The 25,530-nt window shown below is 48.2% G+C and carries 17 protein-coding genes; 4 read left to right on the plus strand and 13 right to left on the minus strand.

Annotated elements, in window-relative coordinates; translation table 11 throughout:
- Positions 1–42: 42 nt before the first annotated feature.
- Positions 43–930, minus strand: a complete 888-nt coding sequence (locus tag FPE01S_RS21850) for a hypothetical protein (RefSeq protein ID WP_046371182.1) — start codon at positions 928–930, stop codon at positions 43–45.
- Positions 931–935: 5 nt separating this feature from the next.
- Positions 936–2,273, minus strand: coding sequence for an MBOAT family O-acyltransferase (locus FPE01S_RS21855; RefSeq protein ID WP_217998255.1), 1,338 nt, complete (start codon positions 2,271–2,273; stop codon positions 936–938).
- Between the two features lie 152 nt (positions 2,274–2,425).
- Between FPE01S_RS21855 and FPE01S_RS21860 the strand changes: the two genes are divergently transcribed.
- Together FPE01S_RS21860 and FPE01S_RS21865 are read left to right on the plus strand one after the other, a co-directional pair.
- Positions 2,426–3,592: an acyltransferase family protein gene (locus tag FPE01S_RS21860; RefSeq protein WP_046371184.1), complete on the plus strand. Its 1,167-nt coding sequence runs from the start codon at positions 2,426–2,428 to the stop codon at positions 3,590–3,592.
- A 265-nt stretch (positions 3,593–3,857) separates the two neighbouring features.
- A complete protein-coding gene (locus tag FPE01S_RS21865; RefSeq protein ID WP_046371185.1) occupies positions 3,858–4,187 on the plus strand; it encodes a hypothetical protein in 330 nt (109 codons plus the stop codon).
- Here FPE01S_RS21865 and FPE01S_RS21870 read toward each other — a convergent pair.
- From FPE01S_RS21870 to FPE01S_RS21910, 9 genes are all read right to left on the minus strand, one after another.
- Positions 4,184–5,581: a c-type cytochrome domain-containing protein gene (locus FPE01S_RS21870; protein ID WP_046371186.1), complete on the minus strand. Its 1,398-nt coding sequence runs from the start codon at positions 5,579–5,581 to the stop codon at positions 4,184–4,186. The genes FPE01S_RS21865 and FPE01S_RS21870 overlap by 4 nt on opposite strands.
- Positions 5,582–5,586: 5 nt before the next feature.
- Entirely contained in the window at positions 5,587–6,528 is a 942-nt protein-coding gene (locus FPE01S_RS21875; protein ID WP_052956091.1) for a sugar phosphate isomerase/epimerase family protein, read from the minus strand.
- Between the two features lie 2 nt (positions 6,529–6,530).
- Positions 6,531–8,045, minus strand: coding sequence for a DUF1501 domain-containing protein (locus FPE01S_RS21880; RefSeq protein WP_046371187.1), 1,515 nt, complete (start codon positions 8,043–8,045; stop codon positions 6,531–6,533).
- A gap of 5 nt (positions 8,046–8,050) precedes the next feature.
- Positions 8,051–10,795 (minus strand): DUF1553 domain-containing protein, encoded by a 2,745-nt coding sequence (locus FPE01S_RS21885; protein ID WP_046371188.1) that lies wholly within the window; start codon positions 10,793–10,795, stop codon positions 8,051–8,053.
- A gap of 53 nt (positions 10,796–10,848) precedes the next feature.
- Positions 10,849–13,014: an alpha-galactosidase gene (locus FPE01S_RS21890; RefSeq protein ID WP_046371189.1), complete on the minus strand. Its 2,166-nt coding sequence runs from the start codon at positions 13,012–13,014 to the stop codon at positions 10,849–10,851.
- The gene (locus tag FPE01S_RS25210) at positions 13,004–15,094 is read right to left on the minus strand and encodes an alpha-L-fucosidase (protein WP_052956092.1); all 2,091 of its coding nucleotides are present in this window, start codon (positions 15,092–15,094) and stop codon (positions 13,004–13,006) included. Before FPE01S_RS25210 ends, FPE01S_RS21890 begins: the two co-directional genes overlap by 11 nt.
- Before the next feature lie 79 nt (positions 15,095–15,173).
- Positions 15,174–15,836, minus strand: coding sequence for a response regulator transcription factor (locus FPE01S_RS21900; protein ID WP_046371190.1), 663 nt, complete (start codon positions 15,834–15,836; stop codon positions 15,174–15,176).
- 1 nt (position 15,837) lies between these two features.
- Positions 15,838–16,983 carry a PAS domain-containing sensor histidine kinase gene (locus tag FPE01S_RS21905; RefSeq protein ID WP_046371191.1) on the minus strand — a complete coding sequence of 382 codons (1,146 nt, stop codon included), beginning with the start codon at positions 16,981–16,983 and terminating at the stop codon, positions 15,838–15,840.
- Complete coding sequence (locus FPE01S_RS21910; RefSeq protein WP_083990400.1) at positions 16,967–17,368, minus strand: DUF7793 family protein; 402 nt, start codon at positions 17,366–17,368, stop codon at positions 16,967–16,969. The genes FPE01S_RS21905 and FPE01S_RS21910 overlap by 17 nt, the downstream gene beginning before the upstream one ends.
- Before the next feature lie 182 nt (positions 17,369–17,550).
- Here FPE01S_RS21910 and FPE01S_RS25215 point away from each other — a divergent pair, with 182 nt between their 5' ends.
- On the plus strand, positions 17,551–20,025 hold the full coding sequence (locus FPE01S_RS25215; RefSeq protein ID WP_052956093.1) for an aminotransferase class I/II-fold pyridoxal phosphate-dependent enzyme: 2,475 nt from the start codon (positions 17,551–17,553) through the stop codon (positions 20,023–20,025).
- Positions 20,026–20,041: 16 nt separating this feature from the next.
- On the plus strand, positions 20,042–20,455 hold the full coding sequence (locus FPE01S_RS21925) for a MauE/DoxX family redox-associated membrane protein (protein WP_046371194.1): 414 nt from the start codon (positions 20,042–20,044) through the stop codon (positions 20,453–20,455).
- 473 nt (positions 20,456–20,928) lie between these two features.
- On the opposite strand, the gene FPE01S_RS21935 is transcribed toward FPE01S_RS21925, so the two are convergent.
- Complete coding sequence (locus tag FPE01S_RS21935; RefSeq protein ID WP_046371196.1) at positions 20,929–22,281, minus strand: RagB/SusD family nutrient uptake outer membrane protein; 1,353 nt, start codon at positions 22,279–22,281, stop codon at positions 20,929–20,931.
- 2 nt (positions 22,282–22,283) lie between these two features.
- Positions 22,284–25,529: a SusC/RagA family TonB-linked outer membrane protein gene (locus tag FPE01S_RS21940; protein ID WP_169749209.1), complete on the minus strand. Its 3,246-nt coding sequence runs from the start codon at positions 25,527–25,529 to the stop codon at positions 22,284–22,286.
- Position 25,530 lies beyond the last annotated feature (1 nt).

The raw sequence follows: 25,530 nt of genomic DNA on the forward strand, positions 1-25,530 counted from the left end.
CTTTTAACATGATTAATCTCATACGACCAGCCGACTCCGCAATCACTTTTCCTTTGCCAATCCCGAAAAAATCCGATCCCTCATGGCAGTAAAATAGACAGCGTAAGTATCTGCCTCGCCCAGCTGCAGGTGTATCCCGTCCGTTGTCTGATAGGGAGTGCAATCCGGTTGCTCAATATATTTATATACTGTCGGTGGAAAGTATTCCTTCATTTTTTTCCTGATAGCTTTTGGAATGGTGCATGCTGCAACTTTCGGATGAACCGGCATTTCAAAGAAAATGACCTCGGCGCCTCTCCCTACAAACCTGTCGACGTAGGTTTTCAATAAAGCAAATCGTTGCTCAACCTCATTCGAATCAACAATTCTATTGCTGGCTTCAATGTTATTGTTCAATGCATTTTCAAAATGAGGATTGGTCTCGGACGGTTTGGTTCCAGGAGCCTGGGAACGCGCTAATGCATTGACAACTGGTTTCACCAGATTATCCAATTTATTGCTCACGATTGCCAAAGGTTGTTTTTCATCCCTCAATCCTTCCATTTTTGACCTGGCGTAAAACAGAACAGGGTTCTCCAGCGATGAATTAAAATCCGGGCTCAGCGGCCGCAAGAGGTAGTTTGTTTCCACAAAAATTTTAGCGGGCAAGTCCTTCCGCTGCAAAATGACCCGAAATCCCTCAAAAACAGTCTGGCCAATGAAGCTGAGTTTACCATAACCTGGCAGATTTTTATCATTTAGCCTGGCAGATAAAGATGACCCGACAATCACCTGATCTGGTGTGGAATTTCCAAAGACATAAGTTTGCGCCTTGATCTGGTTTTCCTGCCAGTAATGGCGCGACACTTTTACGTTTGGAAAAAACTGAATTACAACAATGTTATAGATTGTCAACCCCAGTAATGCTGTTATTATACTTTTTAGTATCATTTTACCTAGAATTGAAAATATATGAATGCACCAGAAGAACCGCTATTGGTGAGAATCAGAAAAATCATAATGGCGTATCCTGCAAATTTAAACCGGTGGACAGGCGCAAGCCACGACTTCTCCTTTACCAGGTAAGACAAGTGATATAATACTACCGGCAGGGAATAAACAAGGATAGATGAAATCAATGAATATCCGGGTGTCAACCGAGTGTTGTCAGCCATCGATCTGAAATACGCAATTACATGTTCAAATTCAGGCAGTTTGAACAGTAACCAGGCAAAAGTTACAAACAGGAAGACGACTATACCTTTCAGGAACTTGTAACCTGAAGAAGAAGGAGTACCAAATTTATCTCCACAAAATCTTTCGGCTGCCAGCGCAAGTCCGTGTAACATTCCCCAAATGGCATAACTCCAGGCTGCACCATGCCAAAGGCCTCCTAGAACCATCGTAATCATAAGGTTTACATATGTCCTGACTTTACCTTTTCTGTTGCCCCCTAACGGAAAATAGAGGTATTCCATCAAAAATGAGGATAACGAAATGTGCCATCGTTTCCAAAACTCCTTGAACGAACCTGATATATAGGGAAACAGGAAATTGTCCTGGAACTGATAGCCGAATAGTGCTGCCAGGCCGATTGCAATGAGGGAATAACCAGCAAAATCGGCGAAAATCTGCATGGAATAACCAAAGAGCATTACCAGCAGATCAATAGTAGCATGCGCTTCAAAATATGGATATGTGATCCAGTAAGTAAAATCCTTCAGGTTGTCTGCCAGTACCATTTTTAAAAAATACCCTACCACGATGGATTTGAAGGCGCTTTCCCATTGAATATCCCGAAATTTTTTCTGGCCAATCTGGGGAAAAAAGTCGTGTGCTTTCAGAATTGGTCCGGCAACCAGGTGGGGGAAAAAGGATATGAAGAAAAGGGTATGTTGCGCATGTTTCGAAAGGGACGGTGAAAGCATCTTTCTATTGTCAAAATATTTCTCCTTCCAGACATCTACCAGGAGGCTGATGCCTTCAAACGTAAAAAACGAAATGCCAATCGGCAACGGAATGTTTAACAGGAATTGGCCGAGATCACTTCCCGAATGAAGAAATGTATGCGCAAACAGGGGGCTATATTTAAAAAAAGCGATGCCCAGGAGATTTAAGGCCACCCCGGTAATGGCGATCGGACGCCTGTATTCCTTCCTGCCAAATGCAACATAATAGCTGGCTACGATATTGATGGCAGCGGAAAACAATAGCAGTAATACAAGTCCAGGCTCGCCAAATGCATAAAATATCAGGCTCGAGATAATCAGGACCGGAACCTGGAACCTTTTCAAATATGGAATATAATATATACAAAAAGTTATGATTAGCAGGATAAGAAAAGGGAAGCTATTGAATAGCATCGGATGTTGCTTTGTTGATATCTTTAAGAATAAGCCGCGAAAATCGGAATTTCCTGTTATTTTACTTCAAACTATTTCTTGCCTTGAACCAACGCTACTACTCCCTCGATGTATTTCGTGGCGCCACAGTCTGCCTGATGATCCTGGTTAATAACCCGGGAACCTGGGCTCATATATATGGACCACTTAAGCATGCCCCGTGGCATGGTTGTACTCCGACTGATCTTGTTTTCCCATTTTTCCTGTTTGCCGTCGGGAATGCACTGGCGTTTGTGATGCCCCGCCTGGAGGGGATATCAAAGCAACAGGCAGCGGGAAAAATCGTCAAACGTGGTACACTGATCTTCCTGATTGGCCTTTTATTGAATTGGTTCCCTTTTGTGAAGTGGGAAGATGACAGCCTGATTATGAAGTCATTCAGTAACCTTCGCATTCTCGGTGTATTGCAGCGGATTGGAATAGCCTATTTATTCGCGGCGCTGTCCGTATACTTTTTAAAAGGCAGAAAAGCATTTTACCTGGCAACCCTCTTATTACTGGGATATTGGGTGATTACGGCGTTTTGCGGAGTGCCTGACGCCACCGGATTTATTGACCCCTATAGCCTCGAAGGTTTCTGGGGAACTCACCTGGACCGCGCCTTACTGGGTAGTGACCATCTCTACAAGGGGGAAGGTGTACCCTTTGACCCCGAAGGACTTGCCAGTACTATTCCTGCAATCGCCCAGGTGATCTTTGGCTATATGGTAGGGTCCTATATTCAGCAAAAAGGAAAGTCTGACGCCATGGTAGCGAACCTATTTGTTGCCGGAATGATTATGCTGCTGGCTGGCATGGCCTGGGGACTTGAATTCCCCATTAATAAGAAAATCTGGACCAGTTCCTACGTTTTATATACAACGGGGCTCGCTACCCTGATCCTTGCAACCATGATCCAGCTTATTGAATTTCGCGGCTTGAAGGGCCCGTTAACACGCTTTTTTGATGTATTCGGGAAAAACCCGCTTTTCATCTTTGTGATGAGTGCACTCATTCCAAAATCACTGGCTTTGATCCGTATACCTCACGGCCTGAACGAACAGGGGAAAATGACCTATACCAGCCCGTTGGGCTGGTTTTATGAAACAGTTTGTGCTCCGGTTTCAGCAAAACCTGAAAACGGGTCGTTGCTGTATGCGCTGATCTTCATTGGTTTCATGTGGTCGCTCGCCTGGTACATGGACCACCGGAAATGGTACGTAAAAGTGTAAACTCCGGTTTGCCCCAGTCCTTAATTATTTCGTTTTGAAGTGAAGACACCCAATGAAAGGGGTGTTCCGCCTGTGTACCATCGTGTGCATGAAGCTCATCAATTCTCCAAAAACACCCCAAATGTACTCCAACCATGCTCCAAACATCTTCCAAAAACTTTGGAGGATGTTTGGAGCATGATTGGAGATTCTTTGCAGATTGTTTGCGGCATGGTACTTGGTTTTTATCCGGATAATACATATTTTGATAAAAACACATACTACTATGGCAGTTAACCGACAAATGACCAGCCTGATTTCCGGGTTTTCCGGCCGGGTGGGTGACGTTTTGCTAAAGAATTATGGAGATAAAATTGTACTGAGTGCAATTCCCAAAATGACCAACCGGGTTTTGTCTGCAAAACAGCGGGAAAGGAATGAATTGATGCAGGAAGCTATACTTTTTGCCCAGGGCGCCATCGCCGACCCTCTGCGCAAAATGCAATTGGCATTGAAATTTGGAATCCCTGCCGGTAAAGTTTACCGGAAAATAATCTCCACGTATTTATTGTGCAAAGGGGATGACGAGGTAATGAATAACCTTGTCGAAGTCTAATATTTCACCTTACTGGTGTCTCCTTCCAGCATGGGAAGCCGGTAACCGCCGCTGTCAACCTGTGCAGAAGGGAATGCGTTCTTCAGCGTCAGCCAGTCTTTCTGACCAACTTCTGTCTGATACAGATATAGCTGGCGCAGTTGCGGAAGCTGACGTAATTGCAACACGCCGTTGGCAGTTACCCTGTTTCCCACCAGACTTATGCTATGCAGGTTTTTCAGCCCTTTCAAAGCGCCCAGCTGCTGATCGGTGAGACTGGTATGATTGAGCCGCAATTGCCGTAACTCAACGCACCGGGTAATTATTTTGATTGCCTCGTCAGTCAACTGGAAGTCTTCCACCCGCAGGTTCACTACGTGATCTGCCAGCGGAGCCAGGAGAGAAAGGGTCTGCAGATCCTTTTTCATAACGCCCACAAAATTTACTGCGAGCCATCCACTTCCAGAGGCAACAGGTATTACTGTAGCCCCTGCGTCCTGCAAAGCCCGGATCGCAGCCACCGGAGCAGGTCCGGGTGAAGGGGGCAATGCTGCATTGTCTACACCGGCCCCGGTTTCACCCTTTGCCAGACCTTCAAGTACTTTGCTGATCGCTGCATTAGGTTTAAGATCGCCGATCTTAGCCGTGGTTGAAGCGCCCGACTCTACCCACCAGTGCAGCAATGCCACCTCTGCGTCCGTGAGCTGTGCTTTCTCCTTCGGGGGCATATGATCCTTTGATTCCAGCGGAAGTTCAAGTCTTTTGATCATCCCGCTTTCCCCTGGCTTACCGGGAACCAGTGACTTCCCTTCTTCTCCTCCACGCAGGATATATTTCATCGCATCCAATCGCAATTTGCCTTTCTGCTTGCTGCTGCCGTGACAATTGTAACAACGGGCCTCCAGTATCGGCTGCACCACACTGTTATATAGTAACACCGTATCCGGCTTTGGTAATTGCCGGATCACCGGTCCTTTAGTCTCAGCCTTTGCCATCAGTCCCTCCTCAATATATCCCTCGCCATGTGTCAGCGTACCACCCAGGTGCCCCGTAACGGTCAGCAGTAACAACAGGAGTATTGCCACAGGCCGGTTCAATTTCCATAACGGTTGTTTCTTAAACAGCAGGTACAACAAGGCTGCGATCACAGCCGTACTGATTCCCAACCAGCGATGCCGGTTCAAAAACATTTCGTCATAGTCGCTGCCGGCTGCCAGCAACCACCCGCTGATGCAGGAGGCAATCGCGCTTAACATTCCCCAGAACAACAGCATGGGAATCGACGGCCGAAGGCCTGCATACCTGGGCCTGATCGACAATAAAATAAACGCTGCAGCTACGAGCAGTATACCAATGGGCAGGTGCACCAGCAGCGGGTGAAGTCGCGCCAATAATCCGGATATCGTTAATAACATGAAAGTCAGGAATAACGTTTTTTCAGCAATTGCATCATATAAACATTCACCGCCCACTGATCACTCAGCGGTTTTCGGGTATAGGGTTCTGTAGGCATATAGTCGGGAGGGCCGAACTCTGTAAGAATGGTCATCCTTTCGCCACGCTTTTTCCTGCGTTCCACGATTGTATCCCACCATTTCAGGTGCTGTTCAACTGTCGCTTTCCATTCCGGTGCACGGGGATCATTTACCTGCGGACCTTCGGGATGCCCTACCCTGGCGTGAATATGACCAGCACGCTCCAATGCGAGCGCCACCGCCTCAGGCTGATCGGCGAGCAAACTCTCATGAACATTACACCAGTGTGACACATCAAAAGTGATTTGCAGTGCCGGGTTCTTTTCAAGGAATTGACGGGCCACATGCGCAGCAAAAAGAATCCTGCTGCGATGTGTTTCATGATAGATCGGCACCCCGGTTGTCCTGGATTGTTCAGTCGTAAACGTGATAAACTCCTGGTTTGCTGTCAATGGAAAATGATCGCGACCAGAATGGCAGTTAATGTATAAAGGTTTGAGTTGCGCATGAGTAGTCGCCGCTTTAACCTGCTCCTTGAAATAACTGAGGTGCGCAGCAGGTTCATTCTGGTAACCTCCACAGAGGAAACCAACTTTCAGCTGATGACGCTGCAGTGCTGCGGACCATGCGTCCTGGTCCTTTTTATCGCCCGGCCACCAGATCTCGATTCCGTCATAACCTTCCTTTTTTGCTGCGGCACAAAATGCATCAGCATTACCTTCAAATCCCCAGTTGGTTGCGAGTATCAGCAATTCAAATCCCGGTGCACCCGAGTGCTGCGGAGGTGGCACAGCAAAGGCATTCGCATAAGTTTCAAGACTGGCCAGCGTCAGCGCGGCGGTGGTACCTGCAGCTGCCTGCAGGAATTTCTTACGGTTCATAGTCATGTTCAAGCAATAATTTCCCGGATTACTTTGCCGCCAACATCCGTTAACCGGAAAGGCCTGCCCTGGAAAGGATATGTAAAGTTTTCGTGATTAAATCCAAGCTGATTCAGAATAGTCGCCTGTATATCAAACGCATCTACCTTGCCGCTTACCGCACTATACCCGATTTCGTCTGTTTCCCCATGGGTATAGCCCTTTTTGATACCACCACCGGCCATCCAGATAGTAAACGCTTCCGTATGGTGATCGCGGCCTTTGAAAGGATTCTGAACACCGTTACGGTTCTCCATCATAGGGGTTCTGCCGAATTCACCACCCCAAACAACAAGCGTTTCTTCCAGCAATCCTCTTTGTTTGAGATCAAGCAACAATGCCGTCATGCATTTGTCTACACTTCTGTATTTATTGATCATGCCCAGGTTAAGGGAATTGCCGGCGTGATCACCGTGGGCATCCCATCCCCAGTCAAACAACTGTACAAAACGAACACCCTTCTCTACCAGTTTTCTCGCCAGCAGCACATTGTTCGCGAGGCAGGCTTCCCCTTTACGGGTGCCATACATTTCATGGATATAATCCGGTTCATCATTGATGTTCATTACTTCAGGCGCCGTGATCTGCATCCTGTAAGCCATTTCGTATTGTGAGATCCGGCTCAGGATCTCCGGGTCATGATAATTTTTATACTCCTGCTGGTTCGCTTCATTGATAGCATCGATACTGGCTTTCCGCAGGTCCCGGTTCATGCCTTTAGGGTCGTTGATGAAGAGTACGGGGTCTCCTTCACTGCGGCATTGCACCCCCTGGTATACCGACGGTAAAAAGCCGCTGCCCCAAACTGATTTTCCGGCATCAGGAAAACTGCCGCCACTGGTCAGCACCACAAATCCGGGCAGGTTCTGATTTTCAGTTCCCAGGCCATAGGTTACCCAGCTTCCCATACTCGGCCTTCCTAACCGTGGACTTCCCGTATGCATCAGCAATTGTGCGGGTGCATGGTTGAACTGGTCAGTTGTGACCGCCTTCAGGAAACAGACATCATCAGCCATGGTGGAGAAATGGGGCAGGTGTTCACTGATCCAGGCCCGGCTATCGCCATGCTGAGCGAATTTCGCCTGCGGCCCCAGCATTTTCGGAACACCCTTGATAAAGGCAAACTGTTTTCCGGCAAGCAGGCTCGGCGGACAATCCTGGCCGTCCATCTTCATGAGCTCCGGTTTAAAATCAAACAGCTCAAGCTGTGAAGGTGCGCCAGCCATGTGGAGGTAAATGACACTCCTGGCCTTGCCGGCAAACGGCGGAGATTTGGGCAGCAATGGCCTGGCCGGATCAAATGCAATCGCCGGCTCCGCATTTCCAGCGGCGTTGCTACCACAACCGCCGAGCAATGAACCGATCGCCAGCGCCCCCAGCCCCATAGCAGACTCCTTCAGGAAATGCCGGCGGGTATGCATACGCATCTGCGCCGCAGCAGCTTCCTTCAGCAATCGTTGATTGATCATATCCTGTTTCGTCATCGCGACTAATTTTTGGTGATGGTTTCGTCAAGATTTAAAAGGGCATTCGCTACTATAGTCAACGCTGCAGTTTCCGCCATTTCCTTTGGTTCACCGGTTGCTTCTTTTTTGCTGAGCAAAGCAGCCGCTTCTTCGGGCGATTTAGTATAAACCTCCAGTGATTGCTGATACAACCGCTGAAGGGTTTTCAATTTTTCGGCCGGAATGGATTTGAAGAAAAGCAAATTGTAGCCTGCCGTAATTCTGGCTGATGGATCTTTTGATGCAGCAGATGATATCATGCGTAATGCATAATGCCGCGACATGTCCAGGTATGCTGAATCGTTCAGCGTCGTTAATGCCTGCAACGGCGTGTTCGTCCGGATACGCCGGGCTGCACACACTACACGCTGTGCACCGTCAAAACTGATCATGGAAGGATATGGCGACGTTCGCTTCCAGTAAGTATAAACAGCACGGCGATACTGATCCTCGCCGGCACTTTGCTGCCAGCGGGCACCATTATATGGCGAATTCCAGATACCGTCCGGCTGCCAGGGCATAACACCCGGGCCATACATCTTTGTACTGAGGAGTCCGCTTACACAAAGCGCCTGATCACGGAGCTGTTCTGCACTCAGGCGCAGCCTCGGTCCTCTGGCAAGCAGCTTGTTGTATTGATCATCACCGGCAGATTCAGACCAACGGGAATCCTGTTGATAGGTGCTGCTCAGCACGATTTCCCTGAGCAGTTTTTTCAGGCTCCACTGGTAATCATGCATCAACTGATAACTCAGGTAATCGAGCAATGCCTGATGCGAGGGTGTTAGTCCCTGTGTGCCCATATCTTCCAGCGTCTCAACAATACCGGTTCCGAAGAGTTGTTCCCACAAGCGGTTTACAATAGTGCGGCTTACCAGCGGATGTTGTGGGCTTGTCATCCACATTGCCAGTCCCAGACGATTGGAGGGCGCTGATGATGATTGTGCGAACCGTAAACTGGCAGGTACCGCGGGTTGCACTTCCTTACCCGGCGTATGCCGATTGCCTCTTTCAAAAACTACATTCTTTCTTTTCCAGTTGTCCGGATTTTCCAGCATGATCGGGGTGCCGGAGAGCTCCATCCTGAGCAGTCTTGTGTAGGTATTTTTAATCTCAGTATATCCCGGCAAGGTTTTTCCGGGTAATCCACGATGAAATGCCATCCAGTCAAAGGATATCACAAAATCATCGGGTTTCAACCCTCCTCCTGTATTCCTGTATTGTATAAACACATCGTGAATGCCCTGTTGTTCCGGATATTCAAACACTACTGTCTGGGCGCGGTCGGAAGGTTTGACGGACATTGTTGCGAAAGCAGGTCCGTCAGCTTTGTCCAGCCTGAACACCAACTGGCCACCAGGTTTATTGGAGTAAAAACGGAGAATACCTTCTGATGCATTATTGAGATCAATATTCCGTAAACGGGCGATACCGTTTTGCTGAACGGAAAGGTTAACATTATTATTGGCAATTACAGCATGTTGCAGGCTGTCGGCGGTTGTTGCATTGACCGCGGGCTGGTAGGAGCGCAACAATAACTTCACCCTTGCGGCTTCTGTGTCACCACCCGCTTTTCGCGTCCAGTTCACTACTGCATCAATTTCGGGTTTCACACTGTCGGGAAACTGACGCAGCAACGGAAACTCACCCGGCACATCTTCATCCCTGCCGTTATTGTAATAAGCGAGGAACTGGTAATATTCCTCATGACGGAAAGGATCGTAGGGATGGCTATGACATTGTACGCACGCGAAGGTGGTTCCCATCAACCCTTCCCATACCGTATTGACCCGATCCATATTGGCAGAATTGCGAAACTCTTCATTGTCTGTGCCACCTTCATCATTACTCATGGCATTACGCTGAAAAGCAGTTGCAATCAGCTGATCCTCCGTAGGATCCGGCAAAAGGTCACCTGCCACCTGCTCTATGATGAACTGATTATAGGGCATGTCACTGTTGAGCGCATTGATCACCCAATCGCGATATTTCCAGATATTCCTGTGGCCGTCAGATTCATATCCTTTTGTATCAGCATAGCGTGCAATATCCAGCCACACCGATGCCCATCTTTCTCCGAAACGGGGAGAAGCAAGCAGGCTATCCACCAATTCACCATAGGCATTCTGATCACCGCCTTGCAGAAACTTTTGTGCGATAGTGTCATCAGGATAAACACCGATCAGGTCAAGACTCACTCTCCGCAACAGATCAGCCTTGTCAGCACGGGGTGCCGCACTCAGATCGTGCGCCTTCAGCTTCTCCAGAACAAACGCATCTATCGCATTGTTCCCACCTGAAACATCTGGTATTGTCTGCTGTTTAACCGGAAGATAAGCCCAGTGATCACCCCATTTCGCGCCCTGCTTCACCCATTTTTTCAGCAGACTGATTTCTTCCTTCAAAAGCGCCTCGTGCTTGTAAGGCATTCTTTCTTCAGGATCTGTCAGGGTAAGCCTGCGGATCATTTCACTGTGATCAGGATCGCCGGGAATGATGGCGGGTTTACCAGATTCGGTTGTGGCCAGCGCTTCTTCACGAAAAAGGAGACTGAAACCACCCTTAGCTTTCACGCCACCGTGACAGCTTATACATTTTTTATTGATTATCGGCTTGATGTCGGTGCTGTAGTCAACTGCTTTTTCCGAAGTAAGAAATGCCGCCCCGATACCGGCTACCAGCAACACAGATACGGCGATTAAGATCTTTTTATTAGCAAGTCTGATCATCTCTTAAAGTTACCCATTTTAAATGGCTGCCGGCTGTGCAACCGGTTGCGTCCTTATTCAAATACCCACCAGGAATATCCTCCGGCCGGTAATTGTACCGACAACTCCGTTTCTCCTTTGCTGTTGAGGATAATCTGCCGCAGGTTGCCATCCTTTTCCCTGACCCTGGTACTGCCTGATTTGCCGGCATAATATAAGGGGATCATGATCCTGCGGGTGATGGCTTCCTTCGTCGGATTGAACAGTAACATCATTGCCTTGTCTTTCCCGCCCGGATTTACATGAAGCCATCCGTCCCAGTCACGACCGTCCGCCCGCCGCAGGTGGATCAGCGGAGCATTCAGCACTTCCCTGTACCGTTTATACCAGCCTACCACACTGCTGACCAACTGCCTGGTTTTTTCCGTGTCGTAGAGGCGAGGACCGCGATAGCAGGCCTGCACACCGGCACCGTAGTACTGCATCATGAGTTGCTCATACGCGTCCAGGTGTTCTGAAAGCGGCTCAAGCACGGCTTCCGGTCCGCCCCCCTGGTATTTTGTAAGCGGGACAAAGCCCCAGCCCATGGAAGGCGTTTTGTCCCATGTACCATCAAAAATATTCTGGCGGTTAAGGATCATCTGCTGTTCCCGCGGGAGCGAAAAATTCACCTCACGGTACCCGACAGCAATTTTGTTTGTTCCGTCAAGGAAGTACCAGTCCGGTGCATTGATATAAACTCCTCTGCCGTAGAGCCAGTGATACAGTTCCCGCTGGATCTCCATCTGTTTCCATTGTGAATCGCCCAGTCCCTTATGGCCCGGATGTTTTTGGGAGGCACACAGATCACCTGGATAAGGACCATCGTTTTCCCAGATATCAAAACCAGTGGCAGCGAAGAACCTTTTGATCTTGTCGCGATAGGCCAGCCCCCATACGCTACCAAAACAGGGTGCGTTGCCAAACATTGTACCACCGGTTTTTCCGGTTTTCGGATTGATCACATCGTCCTCTTCGCTGATCTTCCTTGAACTGAACAGGGAATAACCACCAATTGCAATCCCCTTACCGTGCGCGAAACCGGATATCTTTTTCCATCGTGCGAGATTAGCGGCTGATGTGTCTTCCATATCGAGGTGGCTGCCGAAACTGAGGATCAGGGCTTCATAGCCTGTTGCTGCACATTGGTTGATGGCATTCTCTACCTGTGCATCGTCTTTACTGACGAGGTGCATAAAAATCGGATTCTCGCTGGTCCACGGTGCCACAGCCTGGTAAAACCGCTGTACGGCGAGTCCTCTCCGTTGGCGATCATAGCTGTCATACAACAATTCAAAACTGCGCACGGACTGAAGCGTATCACCCGCAGGCAATTCCACATCAGTGACGTCCGCCGGGTAAATTTCCAGCCGGCAGGGCGTCTGAAAATCATAATTCACCTGTGATCTGTAGGCAGAGTCGGTTAGCCAATGGGTGGTCTGATCGCTGAGGTCATAGCGCATCGCATTATTGAATGCATAATTCGATTCCACATACAGTCCCTGCTGCTTTTTCATTTTTTCAACACTGCCCACCACTGCACTTTCTTCTTCCACCAGTGATAAAATTTCATTCTTCAGGCGGTTGATGTGCAGCACCTGCTTCCCTTGATTGATTACCGTAACCCATTTGGAAAGCAATGGCAGCCCGTCATATACAGCATAATGTACGGCAACTGTAATGCCTGCCACATCCGGCGAAGGGTGGTCAAAGTAAAATACCAGCTCTTTGCCGGTGGCCGGCTGATGACGGGTCGCCAGGAAACGCAACGGCCGCTGTTGCAGCAGTGGTTGCAGCGGCATTGAGTCCATACGGATGAACCGGAAATCACCTTCGCCGGCTGTCATTGATTTTAACCAGGCTGGTTCCAGGTATCCGCGTTGTTCCTGGCCGTGCAGGCCGCCGATCGCATATACTTTACCATTGATGGTAACGGAGGCTTCCGGTTCTACAGCCCGCAGCAACTCCTGTCCGTTCATTTCATTGCGAAAACTGTAACAGGCCAGATTGGGAGACAGCACGAAATGGCGGGAAAAGAGCGTGTTGCCGATCGCCAACGTGTTGCCGTTCTTTTCTGTAATCACTGACGCTTTGGCCGGAACACCAGGAAGCAGCCAGTCTTTTTTCACCTGCTGGGCAGTTGCATTGCTAATCCACCCGGTAATTGCCAGGCATAACAACGCTTTGAGATTATTCTGCATTATGGAAAAGTCGGTTTGAGGGAATTTCGGTTTTGGGTTGACCAGGCAGTTGCCACGTCAGTTTCAATTCGTTGTCTCCGGCACAATCAAAGTAAAGAATCCGGATAAAATGTTTGCCTTTTTTCAAAGCAGCCTTTCCTTGTTTTTCAAGGGAACCATGTTCACCACCATTATCGATGATCTCTACACCATCGATCATCAGCCTACTGCCATCATCTGAAGTCAGGTAAAAGTTATAAATGCCATTTTTAGGAACATCAACAAATCCTTCGAAGACCAGTCCAAAATTGCTTTTCCGTTTTTTGTAGGAATTGTTGATGGACATCGCCGTTCCGGCGGCAGCAGGAACAGCATCCAGGATCACCTGAAAATCTGCCTTGACATCTGGCTGAGTATAGATATACTTCAGGCCTTTTGCCAGTTTCCCTGGATTGCGGGCGGGCATCCACTCGTACCGCGTTACCTTTTCAGACAGCAAGGTGCCAGGCAGCAGCTCCGGCTGAAACACTGCCGCCTGAACGGTTGTTGTTTTTTCCAGCACAAATGGTGCCTTATATAAAGTTGAAGTGGATGCAGGTACTGAACCATCTATGGTATAACGGATCTCTCCGGGACCGGGGGCAGTCAGGCTCACGCGCGGCGAAAGCGGGTCTTTGGTGTAATCGGCCTGCAGCACGGGCTTTGAAGCAAATTTTCCAAAATTCTTTATGCAGACTGTGTACGCATATGGAGCGGCAAAATCATTGGGATCATAGGCGGGCAATGTAAGCACGGCATTCTCACCTTCCTGGGTTGCAGATACCGGCTTGCGTTTACCCAGCAACGATATTTCCGTTCCTGCCGGAATGGCCAGGTTTTCCAGTACCAGTTTCCCGCCGGAAGGATACTTTGCAAAAGTGATGAACAGGTCATTTGCTTTTGCATTATAGGTGAAGTACAGGTCGTTCTGCCTGTTTTTACGCCAGGCGCCGCAGCCATAGACCGCCTCACCATTTGTTTTCATCCATTGTCCCATTTGCAATAGTCGCTCCTGCATTATCGGCGGGATTTTACCATGTTCATCAGGACCGATATCCAGCAGGAAATTGCCCCCGCGGCTTACCTTGTCGACCAGGCTCATAACAAGCGATGTTGGGGTCTGGTAATCCCAGGCATCTTCTTCGCGGTTGTACCCGTAACTCATACCCATTCCCCGGCTTTCTTCCCAGGCATGGTTATCGAAACCGAGATCGGGCTGATACTCCGGCGTGTACACCATACCGTGATGAAACCGAATATCGCTTCCCCACCGGTCGTTGGTAACAATCTTATCTTTAACGGCACTTTCATTGTACAGCCATGCGAGGAATTCCCGGCTTTTCCAGGTCTCTGCAGAAGCATCCCATTCGCCGTCCGTCCATAGCACTTCCGGTTGATACTTCGTAATCAGTTCTTTCATCTGCGGCCAGGCATGGTCCCTTGCATAAGCAGCATGGTCTTTTTTCCAAAGTGGGTTAAACCATTCGTACAACGAGTAGTAAACACCCGGATGAACACTGGTCTTCCTGACGGCTGAGAAGAGTTCGCCGATGAGGTCGCGTTTAGGCCCTACTACAGCGGCGTTCCAGGGAAATCCCCAGGTCTGATTGGCGTTGGTGTTCGGCCACAGGCAATAACCGTCGTGATGTTTGGAAGTGAGAACGATATATTTTGCACCGGAGGCTTCAAACAGTTTCGCCCATTCATCTGCGTTAAAAAGTTCGGCCTTGAAATCATTGGCGAGGTCGTAATAGGTGCGGTCACCAAATTTCTCCCTGTGAAAACGGATCCTTGCTGTGTCACCGTTCATCAACCCGTTCTGGTACCATTCGGCATACTGCCCCTTGCTGCTCCAGCCGGGCACAGAATAGACACCCCAATGGATGAAAATTCCGAATCGGGCTTCGGTAAACCATTCGGGTACCTGTTTCCTGTCGAGACTTTCCCAGGTAGGTTGAAACGTGGTGGCGGAAGTATGGGATGCTGAATGGGTCTGGCCTGTCACTGCATGTGCAGTGGACAGGCAGGCTGTCACCAGCAGGGCCTGAAGTGATTTATTCATATAGCAGTGTAATCGGACGGTAAGTTAGCCCGTGAAATGATCAGCGGCTGCGGGAGAATGAACAGAAACTTGGTGGATTTTATCCAGGCACCAGGCCAAGCCGGATAGCAGCTTTAACCAGTCCCGCGATATTCCTGACTTTCAGTTTATGGAACATATTTGAACGGTGGGTCTGAATAGTGCGCTTGCTGATGCCGAGGTGTTGGGCGATCTGTTCATCATTCCACTCCAGTACGATGCAGTGCAGGATTTGCTTTTCCCTGGGTGAAAGCGGGCGGACCACGGCTTTTGTTTCTTCTTCTTTTTGCAACAGCTTAATCATGATCTCACTGGAATAATAAGTTTTGTATTGCAAAGCTTGCCGGATAGCCATCTGTAATTCCCGTGTATCTATATTTTTGAGCAGGTAGCCGTTCGCGCCGGCTTCGATCATATTTTCCACCTGTGCCAGCTCATCATAGTTGGAAAGACCGATGACTGCCAGGCGCGGATGGCTTCGCAACATCGCCTGGATCGTTTCTGCGCCATTGGCGTCAGGAAGGCGGTAGTCCATAATGACCAGGTCATAAGGTCTCCGGCCAACTTTTAGCAGCGCTTCCCTTCCGGATTCTGCTTCATCTACCTGGGCAGGCAGATCGTTACGGAAGGATTCAATCATCATTTTCAATCCGTCACGCACCATCTTGTGATCATCAACGATCAGCAGGCGAATTGTTTTTTCGGATTTCTCAGCAGTTGTCATGTTAAATCTGGTTGGGAAGGTGAATGCGACAGGTCACGCCTTCTCCGGCGAAGGAGGTGAATCGAATTGTTCCGCGGTGCGATCTGACCCGAAAATTCATGTTTTGGAGGCCCATGCCTTTCTGAGGCTGGCCTGGTGTAAATTCTTCACCATTATTTTGCAAGACCAGAGTGATTCCGCCTTTACCTGTTTCCAACCTGATGTGCACTATAGTTGCTGCACCGTGGCGGATAGAATTGCTCACAAACTCCTGGACGAGGCGATAGAGATCAATTTCCAATGCGCGGTCAAAGCGGGGCCATTGCCGGGTGGGGCTGATCCTGAATTTCATCTGATTATGAAAACGGGAAGGATTACAGAATTCGCGTATCGCTTTAAGCAGGCCAAACTCTTCCAGTGTTTTCGGCATGAGATCAAAGCAGATATTGCGCATGTCGGTCATGATAGCGGAAAGGGCTTTACTGGATCTTTTGAGAATTTTTTTTTGTCGGCCGGAAGGTGTTTCTCTTTCAGTACTTGCAATAAAGAACCGGATCGCGCTGAGTTGCTGACCGAGACTATCGTGCAGGTCCTGCGCGAGCCTGCGGCGTTCTGCTTCCTGGGTGTCGATAATGGCGCGGAGTATCGCCTTTTCTGCCGCAACTTTTTCAGTAATGTTTCTTGCGGTTACGAGAATCAGTTTTCTTTTGGCGCCGGCGGGCAGAAAATAGGCCGCATTGAGGAGGACAGTCAACTGCTGCCTGCCATCGGACAGGAGTACTTCCTGTCCCTCCCGGATATACGACTGTTTCAGTTGCTTTCGGATTAAAGGGAAAAGAGAATTGCCGGCTGAGGCATTCAGTTGGTTGATGGAAATACCTGTGACTTTTTCTTCCGGCAGCTGCAGCTGTTCGGAAACTGCCCGGTTGGCCTTGTGAATAATTCCTCTTCCGTCGATCAGAAAAACCATGTCAGAAACCGAATGGAAAATGGAGTTGAAAAAGTCCCTTGAAATGGTGACCGCTTTCAGTTCTTCTCCAAGCATATTGATACCGCTGATGATCGCATCGATCTCATCTTCCCTGCCTGATGGCTGGAGGCGTTTGTCGAAGCTGCCGGTTGCATAGGCGGCGATCTGTTCAGCGATGAGGTCAATGCGGGAAGGCATAGGCTGTATTGTTGGAGGAGAGGGACAGCAGCCACTTTTCGGCAGACTTAGGCTGAGAGAATAGCCGGACAGGAATGTGTACACGATGAACGCGGCGGAGGATATTGCCCATCATGGCCTGAAAAGGTGAGCTGGTGACGATGGCGACAGCGGTCAGGCCACGGATGCCATCCGGAGAGGAGAGGTACTGTCGTGCTTCGCGGTTGATGGCGCGAACACCCTGGGCGTGCAGGCAGACGGGATAGCAGCGTGAACCGGTAAAGGAGAGCCTGGCTGCGACCATTTTCTGTGCGGTGGGGAGGTCAATTTTCAATCCCTTCCGGTAGCGCACATGAAGAATTTGCTGTTGCAGGAACAAGTCGATATCGTCACCATGAAATTGCATACATCGCTGGTGGTTAAAGGCAGAAAAACAAAAGTAGGATTTTCGGATACGGCAAATCGGAAACGGGAAAAATACCGGGTTTTCACCTACGTACTTTACGGATGCCGAACCAGATTTTTTCATGGTTTTCTACCGGTTTTTCAGTCCACTTTTTTCTCAAGTTTGGTGTCCATCTAAATCTTATGAGCAAACACCATTCATTTACGGACACGGTGGACCAGCTGGTCAGTTTCGGTGTCAGAAAGGGAATCCTGCATCTGTATACTGAAGATGAAGTCTTTGAAAATAATGCGATCCGGCTGAAGGACCGGCAGGTGCTGAATTTCGGTTCCTGCAGCTACCTGGGGCTGGAGTTCGACGACCGCCTCCGGGAGGGTGCCAAGCAGGCGATCGACCGGTATGGCACACAATTCTCCGAATCACGGGCTTATGTTTCCATCCGGCTCTATAAGGAACTGGAACATTTGCTGGATACTGTTTTTGAAGCCCATTGCGTGATCACGCCCACCACTACGCTGGGCCATATTGCCAATGTGCCGATCATGGTCAGTGACGGTGACGCCGTCATCATGGATCACCAGTTGCACAATTGCGTGCAGACGGCGGTTCAATTGGTGAAAGCGCGTGGTGTATACACAGAAGTAATCCGGCACAACCGGATCGACCTGCTGGAGCAGCGGATTCTTGAGCTCCGGAGCAAATACCGGAAGATCTGGTATATGGCGGATGGCATTTACAGCATGTATGGCGATGCCTGTCCGATCGATGCCATCTATGACCTGATGGACCGGTATGAATGTTTTCATTTTTATGCCGACGATGCTCATGGCATGAGTATTCATGGTCGGAATGGTAAAGGTTTTGTGTTGAATATGCGCCATATGCATCCGAAAATGGTGCTGGCGACATCACTGAATAAGGCGTTTGCTGCGGGCGGAGGAGTTCTTGTGTTTCCGGAAAAAGAAGCAGCCCGGAAATTGAGGACTTGTGGCGGTCCGCTACTTAGCTCCGGCCCAATGCAGCCTTCCGGTTTGGGTGCTGCTGTTGCTGCTGCAAAAATCCACCTTACTCCGGAGATCTACCAGATGCAGGCAACGCTGCAGGACAAACTGCACTTTACCCGGTGCATGCTGGAAAAGTACCAGTTGCCTGTTTTTTCGGTAGCCGGCGCGGCAGTATTCTTTGTCGGACTTTCTGCTCCCAAACTGGGGTACAATATGGTGGAACGAATGCTGAAGCAGGGCTACTATGTGAACCTGGCCATATTCCCTACCGTATCGCTGAAGAATACCGGCCTCCGGTTTACGATCACCCGGTTGCACAGCTACCCGCAGATTGAAGCCATGATCGCTACCATGGCCAAAGAACTTGCCGGAGCCATGCAGGAAGAAGGCGTTTCTATGGAAGAGATCTACAAGGCATTTAAGTCCGCCGTTCCGCACACCCCCGATGGGACAAACCTGGTCCCGGGCCCTAAACCGGAAAAATACCCGGCCGGCAGCCCTACCACCAATACTTCCTCTCCGTCCAAAAAACCGCTGACCAGCCTTAAAGTACAGCAGGCCAAAACCATCGCAGCACTGAATGCTACTGAATGGGATGGGATATTTGAAAGCAAAGGAGCCTTTAATTCCCGTGCATTGATTCTCCTGGAAAGGGCGTTCAGCAACAATGCAGCCCCGGAAGAAAAATGGGAATTCGATTACATCGTGATCCGTGATGAAAGCGATAAAGTCATCCTTGCCACTTTCTACACCACCACCCTCTGGAAAGACGACATGTTATCACCCCTGCTGGTTTCCAGGAGCGTGGAAAAGGAACGGGAAGCTGACCCTTATTTCCTGACGAGCAGGGTACTCAGTACGGGTTCCCTGTTGACGGAAGGACAGCATCTGTTCATTGATTTCGTGCACGAACAATGGAAAGAGGGAATGCTTCTGTTGATTCGCAATACCTATACCCTACAGGAAGAGCGCCAGGCAGAGAATATTGTACTGAGAGATTTCCATGGCATTCACCAGGAAGTGGATGACCTCCTGGTGGAAAACGGATTTTTCCGCGTAACCATGCCCGATACGCATATTGTCCCGGTCAATTTCTCCAGTCCTGAGGCCTATCTGAAATCCCTGCCTTCAAAATCAAGAAACCAACTGCGGACTTCCGTGCTCAAACAGAAGAACGAATTCCAGGTGGAGGTCATAACGGGCCAGCCAGGCAAAAGTCGCATTGCCGAGTGGTACAGTTTATACCTCAATGTCAAAGAGCGCGGACTGGAGCTGAACACCTTTGCCCTTCCTGAAAACCTTTTTCACCAGTTGGCTGCAGACGATCGCTGGGATATTCTTGAGCTCAGTCTGCCCGAAGTAACCCATGGCCCTGTGGCGGTATTATTCAGCTATCGGACGGAAACGGACTATATACCCACAATTATCGGTATCGACTATACCCACAATGGGGAATTCAATATCTACCGGCAGACCCTCTACCATGCGATCCAGCGGGCGGTGACACTAGGAGCAAAGAACATCCGCCTCGGATTCACTGCCTCAATGGAAAAGAAAAAACTGGGTGCTACCGCGATCGCTACCTACGCATACACACATATCGAGGACAGCTTTAATCTGACTGCTATGGAAGCGATAAAAGGCAATACATAACATCAAATTAACTTTTATGAAAAAGGAAACAATGTATCAATTGATCAGTGGTCTGTTCGTATTCCTTTTCGTTTACACTGCTTCCAGCAAATGGATGGACATAGAAACATTTCGCTGGGCCTTATCGGGTTCCCCGTTGTTGAAGCATACTGCCAACTGGATGATTTATGCATTGCCAGCAGTAGAAATCCTGGTAGCGCTTCTTTTGTGTATTCGCGCTACCAGGTCATTGGGAATGCTTTCCTCGTTAGCCCTGATGATCACCTTCACGCTTTATATCGGCTACCTTTTAGCCTCCCGCCATGAGCTACCCTGCAGTTGTGGCGGCATTTTCCGCGACCTGACCTGGAGAAACCACCTCATTGTCAACTGCATTTTACTTGTCATTGCAGCCCTGGGATACAGGCTTCAAGGGCAAAAAACATATTGATTGCGCGATCAACGGGGGAAGCCGAAAACCCGCAACAGAGTAAGCATATCTCAATTCAAACAAGTTTTTCGCACTTTTTGAGATTACAAAAGTGTACTTACAAATGAAAAATTCCGCTATTGCTCTCGCAGCAGTGATCCTCGCTGTATCTGCAGCCGCCTTCACTAAGCCGGCAGCTCCCAAAAACAGAGATTTCGTCCATTACTTTTTCCAGTACAATTCTGCAGGGACTGCATTAATGCTTCCGACCGGAATCCCGCAAACCACCAATTTCAGTTGTCCCGCCGGGGATGCAAAAAACTGTTCCCAGGAATGGACCAACTATGCAATTGTACCTAACAGCAATCCAGTTCAGTACCAACCCGCAGGCGATCTGATATTGACTTACACAAGATCACTTTAATGGGAAAAGCAGCCGTCCAAATAGGCGGCTGCTTTTTGCTTATTATGCTGTCCACTAAAACCAACGGTCATCACCTTTCGTTCTGAATCATATCGGGATGAAAACCAATGACAGATTGCGGTATAGGGTAGATAGAGAGTAGGGAATTTGGTGGCAACACCTTCGACACCCCATTCACGTAGTGGCTAACGGAAATGCCTCTGCCTTCCAGATTTAGTCTCCTGATATCCTCGCTTCTGGTTCCACGATAAACAAGTTCCTTCCTTCTCTCCTGAAGTATAATGTCAAGCAACTTAACAGGGTCTGCCTCACTAATACCACTAAACTTGCCCACTTGATATCGCTTAAATAATAGTGTGTTCAAGTCCTCCAATGCGCCCTCTATATTACCCGACCTGACTCTACACTCAGCCCTGATGAGGTAAACTTCATCATTTGCTAGTCCGGCGAAACTAGAGGCACTGCCACTATAACCACCTTTAAACAAGGTACCGCGTTCACTTTCATCAAACCATAATGATCCTATACGCAAATCACCATCAAGATACAGATCCTTTAGTTCCGGATTAATCCCGGCACTCCGAAAAATACTCCAGGAAAGGATAGAATGAAATACCACTTCATCATTAAATCTGGTCATTCCGGTGACTGAATTAAAGTCAATAAGATCACCATTAAGCAGCAACGAACTGTCCGCATACTTTCCCGCCATTTGATAATTCCGCATACTCAAATTCATCCGGGCTAATAGCGCATAAACTGCCGTCTTAGACCCCCTCGTTTTGAATTCAGGAACTACTGGTAGTAGTTTTAACGCAAGGCCTAAATCAGAAGCTATCAATTGATAGCATTCGTTTACTGTAACCCTACCAATCTTTTCATTTATATCACTACTTACACGCAAAACTATTCCGGGGTCATCAGTGGCGGAAGACTGTTCGAATGGCTTGGCAAATACCTGCAATAAGGCGTAGTACATAAAAGCCCGGTGAAACAAAGCATTGCCCTTTATAGCGTCGTACTTTTCCTGATCCATCGGCGCAGGTGTAATTTTTTTTAGCAGATCCAGAACCATATTCGAATAGAATACAATCCTGTAAGGGGTGTCCCAATCTTTGCAAGTACCGGTAACAAAGGGGTCTTTTTCAAAAGAATATTGAGCCAGATCATCCACCGTCAGGTACGGCATTAAAACGTCATCTAAAACAACCTCATCAGATTGTATCCAATGTACTGATGGGTAAAGGCCTTTCCCATTTTCACCATTCATCGTCCTGTCATCATCGAGTATTCTTTCGCAATCTTCCAAAGTGGAAGGCACTACCAGGAAGCTGTCCGGCTTCGCTGACAAAAATTTATCCTTGTTGCAGGAAAAAAACATCATGCAACTAACGATAGTAATAATAACTGGATGTTTTTCCATAACTATTTGAATTGAAGGTTAACACCTAACGAATATCTTGTACGGGCGCGATTACCATTATTGTAATAGGGATCTATCCCTTGCCTGTTGGCCAGCCACAGGACTCCGATATTATTGACATATGTAAATACACGGGCAGAAGTCAAAATTTTGTTGCTGGTGGACATGGGTACATCATATCCCAGATTAATATCCTCGAAACGGATATTATCCGCCTTAAGCACATTAACTGTCGCGCCCTGATAAAACGCATCCCTTGGCCCAACAATCGGGTAAACTCGCGAGGGAACATTTGTTACCAATTCGTCGCCAGGTTGTTGCCAGCGTTGGGCGTACTCTCCATGCCCCGACCAATTCGAATAGAGGCTACTATAGGCTAAAGATGCTTTGCGGAAAAAATATCCGTATTTATAACTTATGGTAAAGGACAACGAAAGGCGTTTCCAGGTAAAAGTATTACGCAATGCACCAGACCCTACAGGCTGGGCCGGTCCGTTGTACACCATGCTGTCCAAAATCGTATTGTAAAACAGCTGGCTGTAGTCTGAACTTGGTTTGCCCTCCCAATAACCCCTTGGATCTCCATTTTCGGGATTCAAACCAGCCCAGGGAAAACTGTAGAGGGAAAATACCGGCCGGCCAGGCACCGGGTTGATTAGCGTTGGATCATTTACAAATTGATATCCCTGGTTATTTAATGGCATCTTATAGTCAGTCACCTTTACCCTGGATACGCCCCAAATCAATGTCGAAAACCATTTTACTGCGCCATTTACATTGAGTGAATTGACCTCAACATCAAATCCCCGGGTACGGATACCCGCGACATTTCCCATAAAATAATTACCACCGGAGAGCGTAGCCTGACCGAGTGTGGGATCAACGGGAGCCTTTCCAATTAAGTTATCAGAACTTTTATCATACCAGTCAATGCTACCCCACAGCCGCTTCCCTAAAATTGAAAAATCAAGCCCAAAGTTTATAGTTTTCACCTTTTCCCAACTCAGGTATTCATTGGGCGGTGAAGTCAGGAGCAAGCTCATTGTACTAATGGTATATGCGGGCAGAAAAATTCCGGTTGGCAGGGAATTTGCCATTCTCGATATATTACCATTAACACCATAGGTTGCCCGTAACTTCAATCCTTCCATCCAATTCACAGTAAAGAATGGCTCCTCGTTCAGCACCCATGCTGCCCCGGCTGACCATAGCGGCGTTCCCTTCAGATTGGCTTGCGCACCGAAAATATTTGCCTCATCTCTTCTGGCGCTTCCTGTCAGAATATATCGCCCCTTAAACCGATAACTTGCATTCAAATAATAGGCAAGGGACCGGTCGTCCTTTCGGCTGATGCCAACTGAATTTTCTATGAATCGCTGCCAGGCAGGATAACTATATTGGGGATAAAGCGTTGCATAGTTGATAAACCCGTCTGCCAGTCCCGTTTCTGGCTGATAGCCGTAAATCTTGCTGACGGATCCAATATTCGTTGCTGTCCTTATGTCCCAGCCCGCCAAGAAATTAAACTGGTGATCCTTGCCCAAAAATCGTTGATAGGTCAATTGTATGCGTCCTTGGTGCGCCACCATGGAACCTTCATTGCGGTTGACAATACCGCCTTCCGGCACATTATGCACAACCTTTCCGGCTGCATCAATTTCAGAAAAGTTATTTACATAGTTCCGTGCATAAAATGAATTCTCCTTATGCCAGTCTGAGTTGGTCTTCACCTGGCGTTCGTATTGATAACGTACAATCGCCTGAAGGCCCGGAAGAAGGTTATACGTGCCACCCAGGTTCACGAGAAAGTCGTTGGTAACTGTCTTATTCTCATTGGATGCCAATTCATTAATAGGGTTATATTCCCAATTCAACAACCCATTCTCTTCCGCTTGTTTGATAAACCTCTCCCGGTAATTCATATTTACGGGAACCGGATTACTATTATCATCTACAAAGCGCGCATAAGGATAATAATTTTTCGAAGCGACAGAATAATAACTGGACCCAACATTATTGGCTGATTTATCAGCCGTATTCAGGAATGCAATTGAAGTCTCCAGCTTTAATTTTTCACTAACCCGGTAATCCAGGTTTGTCCGGATCGTGAATCGCTGATAATCTGTTCCTACCGATGTGGTCCGGTTGTTATCGAATCCAAATGAAGCGTAATAGTTGAGTTGATTATTACTTCCACTGACATTTACCGCGTATTGCTGGTTGATAAGGGACTGGTAACTGAAGTTTTCCAAATCTTTCCGGACATCATACTCTTTATATCGCTCAATCATTGCATCCGCATCAGCCGGATCAATAAGACCATCACGTTTGGCTATCAGAGTCTCTACAACAGGGGTTAAAGGATTGTGACCGTAATTGTACTGATCGGTAAACTCGTCAAAAAAATAATGATTGTTCTCGAACAGGTATTTCTCTAGATCGACATAGTCTGCCGGTGTAATCTGGCTTACTGCATAAAGATCAGGTCTCTTCTCATAACTCATGTTCGCGGTAACGCCTACAACGGGCATAACGCTCTTTCCCTTTTTGGTAGTCAGCACAATCACCCCATTTGCTGAACGCGCGCCCCAAATGGAAGCAGCTGCAGCATCCTTTAAAACAGTTATCGACTCAATATCATTGGGATTGATATTGGAAAGATCGCCATCGTAAGGAAAATTGTCGAGCACAATAAGGGGTGCTGCATTGCCGAAAAATGTATTCCTGCCCCGGATGGTAATAGGATCAGGATTTGCCGCTGCGCCTTTGTTCATCACCAACCCTGGCACATTATTCTCCAGCCGGTCAAGAATATTCGTGCTCACACTCCTGTTGATCAGTTTATTGTCAACAAAGCTGAAAGCACCGGTCGCCCTTTCTTTTGGCAGCTTCTCAATTCCCGTCGACACAACCACTTCATCGAGCGCCTTATCCTGTCGCCTCATATAAAGGGTGGAGGACAGGTCAGCAGCCTGCTTCACCACTAACAACTGTTCTCCATAAGACAAATGGGATAGCCTGATGGTATCTGGTAAAGCACCCCATTCCAGCGCTGCCTTTCCCGCACTATCCGTCTGGTAGTATTTTTTTGTGCGGTATTGAAAAATGGATACAGAAGGGAGTGCTGCCTGATTTTCAGCGTCCCTTATCGTTACAGTCTGGTATTTAATACCATCTGATTTCTCCTGTGCCGTAACAGCCATCGCTAACGGAAGGAATAAAATAATAAGTAAATAATTTTGTCTCATA

Source organism: Flavihumibacter petaseus NBRC 106054 (genome assembly GCF_000974785.1).
Taxonomy (GTDB): domain Bacteria; phylum Bacteroidota; class Bacteroidia; order Chitinophagales; family Chitinophagaceae; genus Flavihumibacter; species Flavihumibacter petaseus.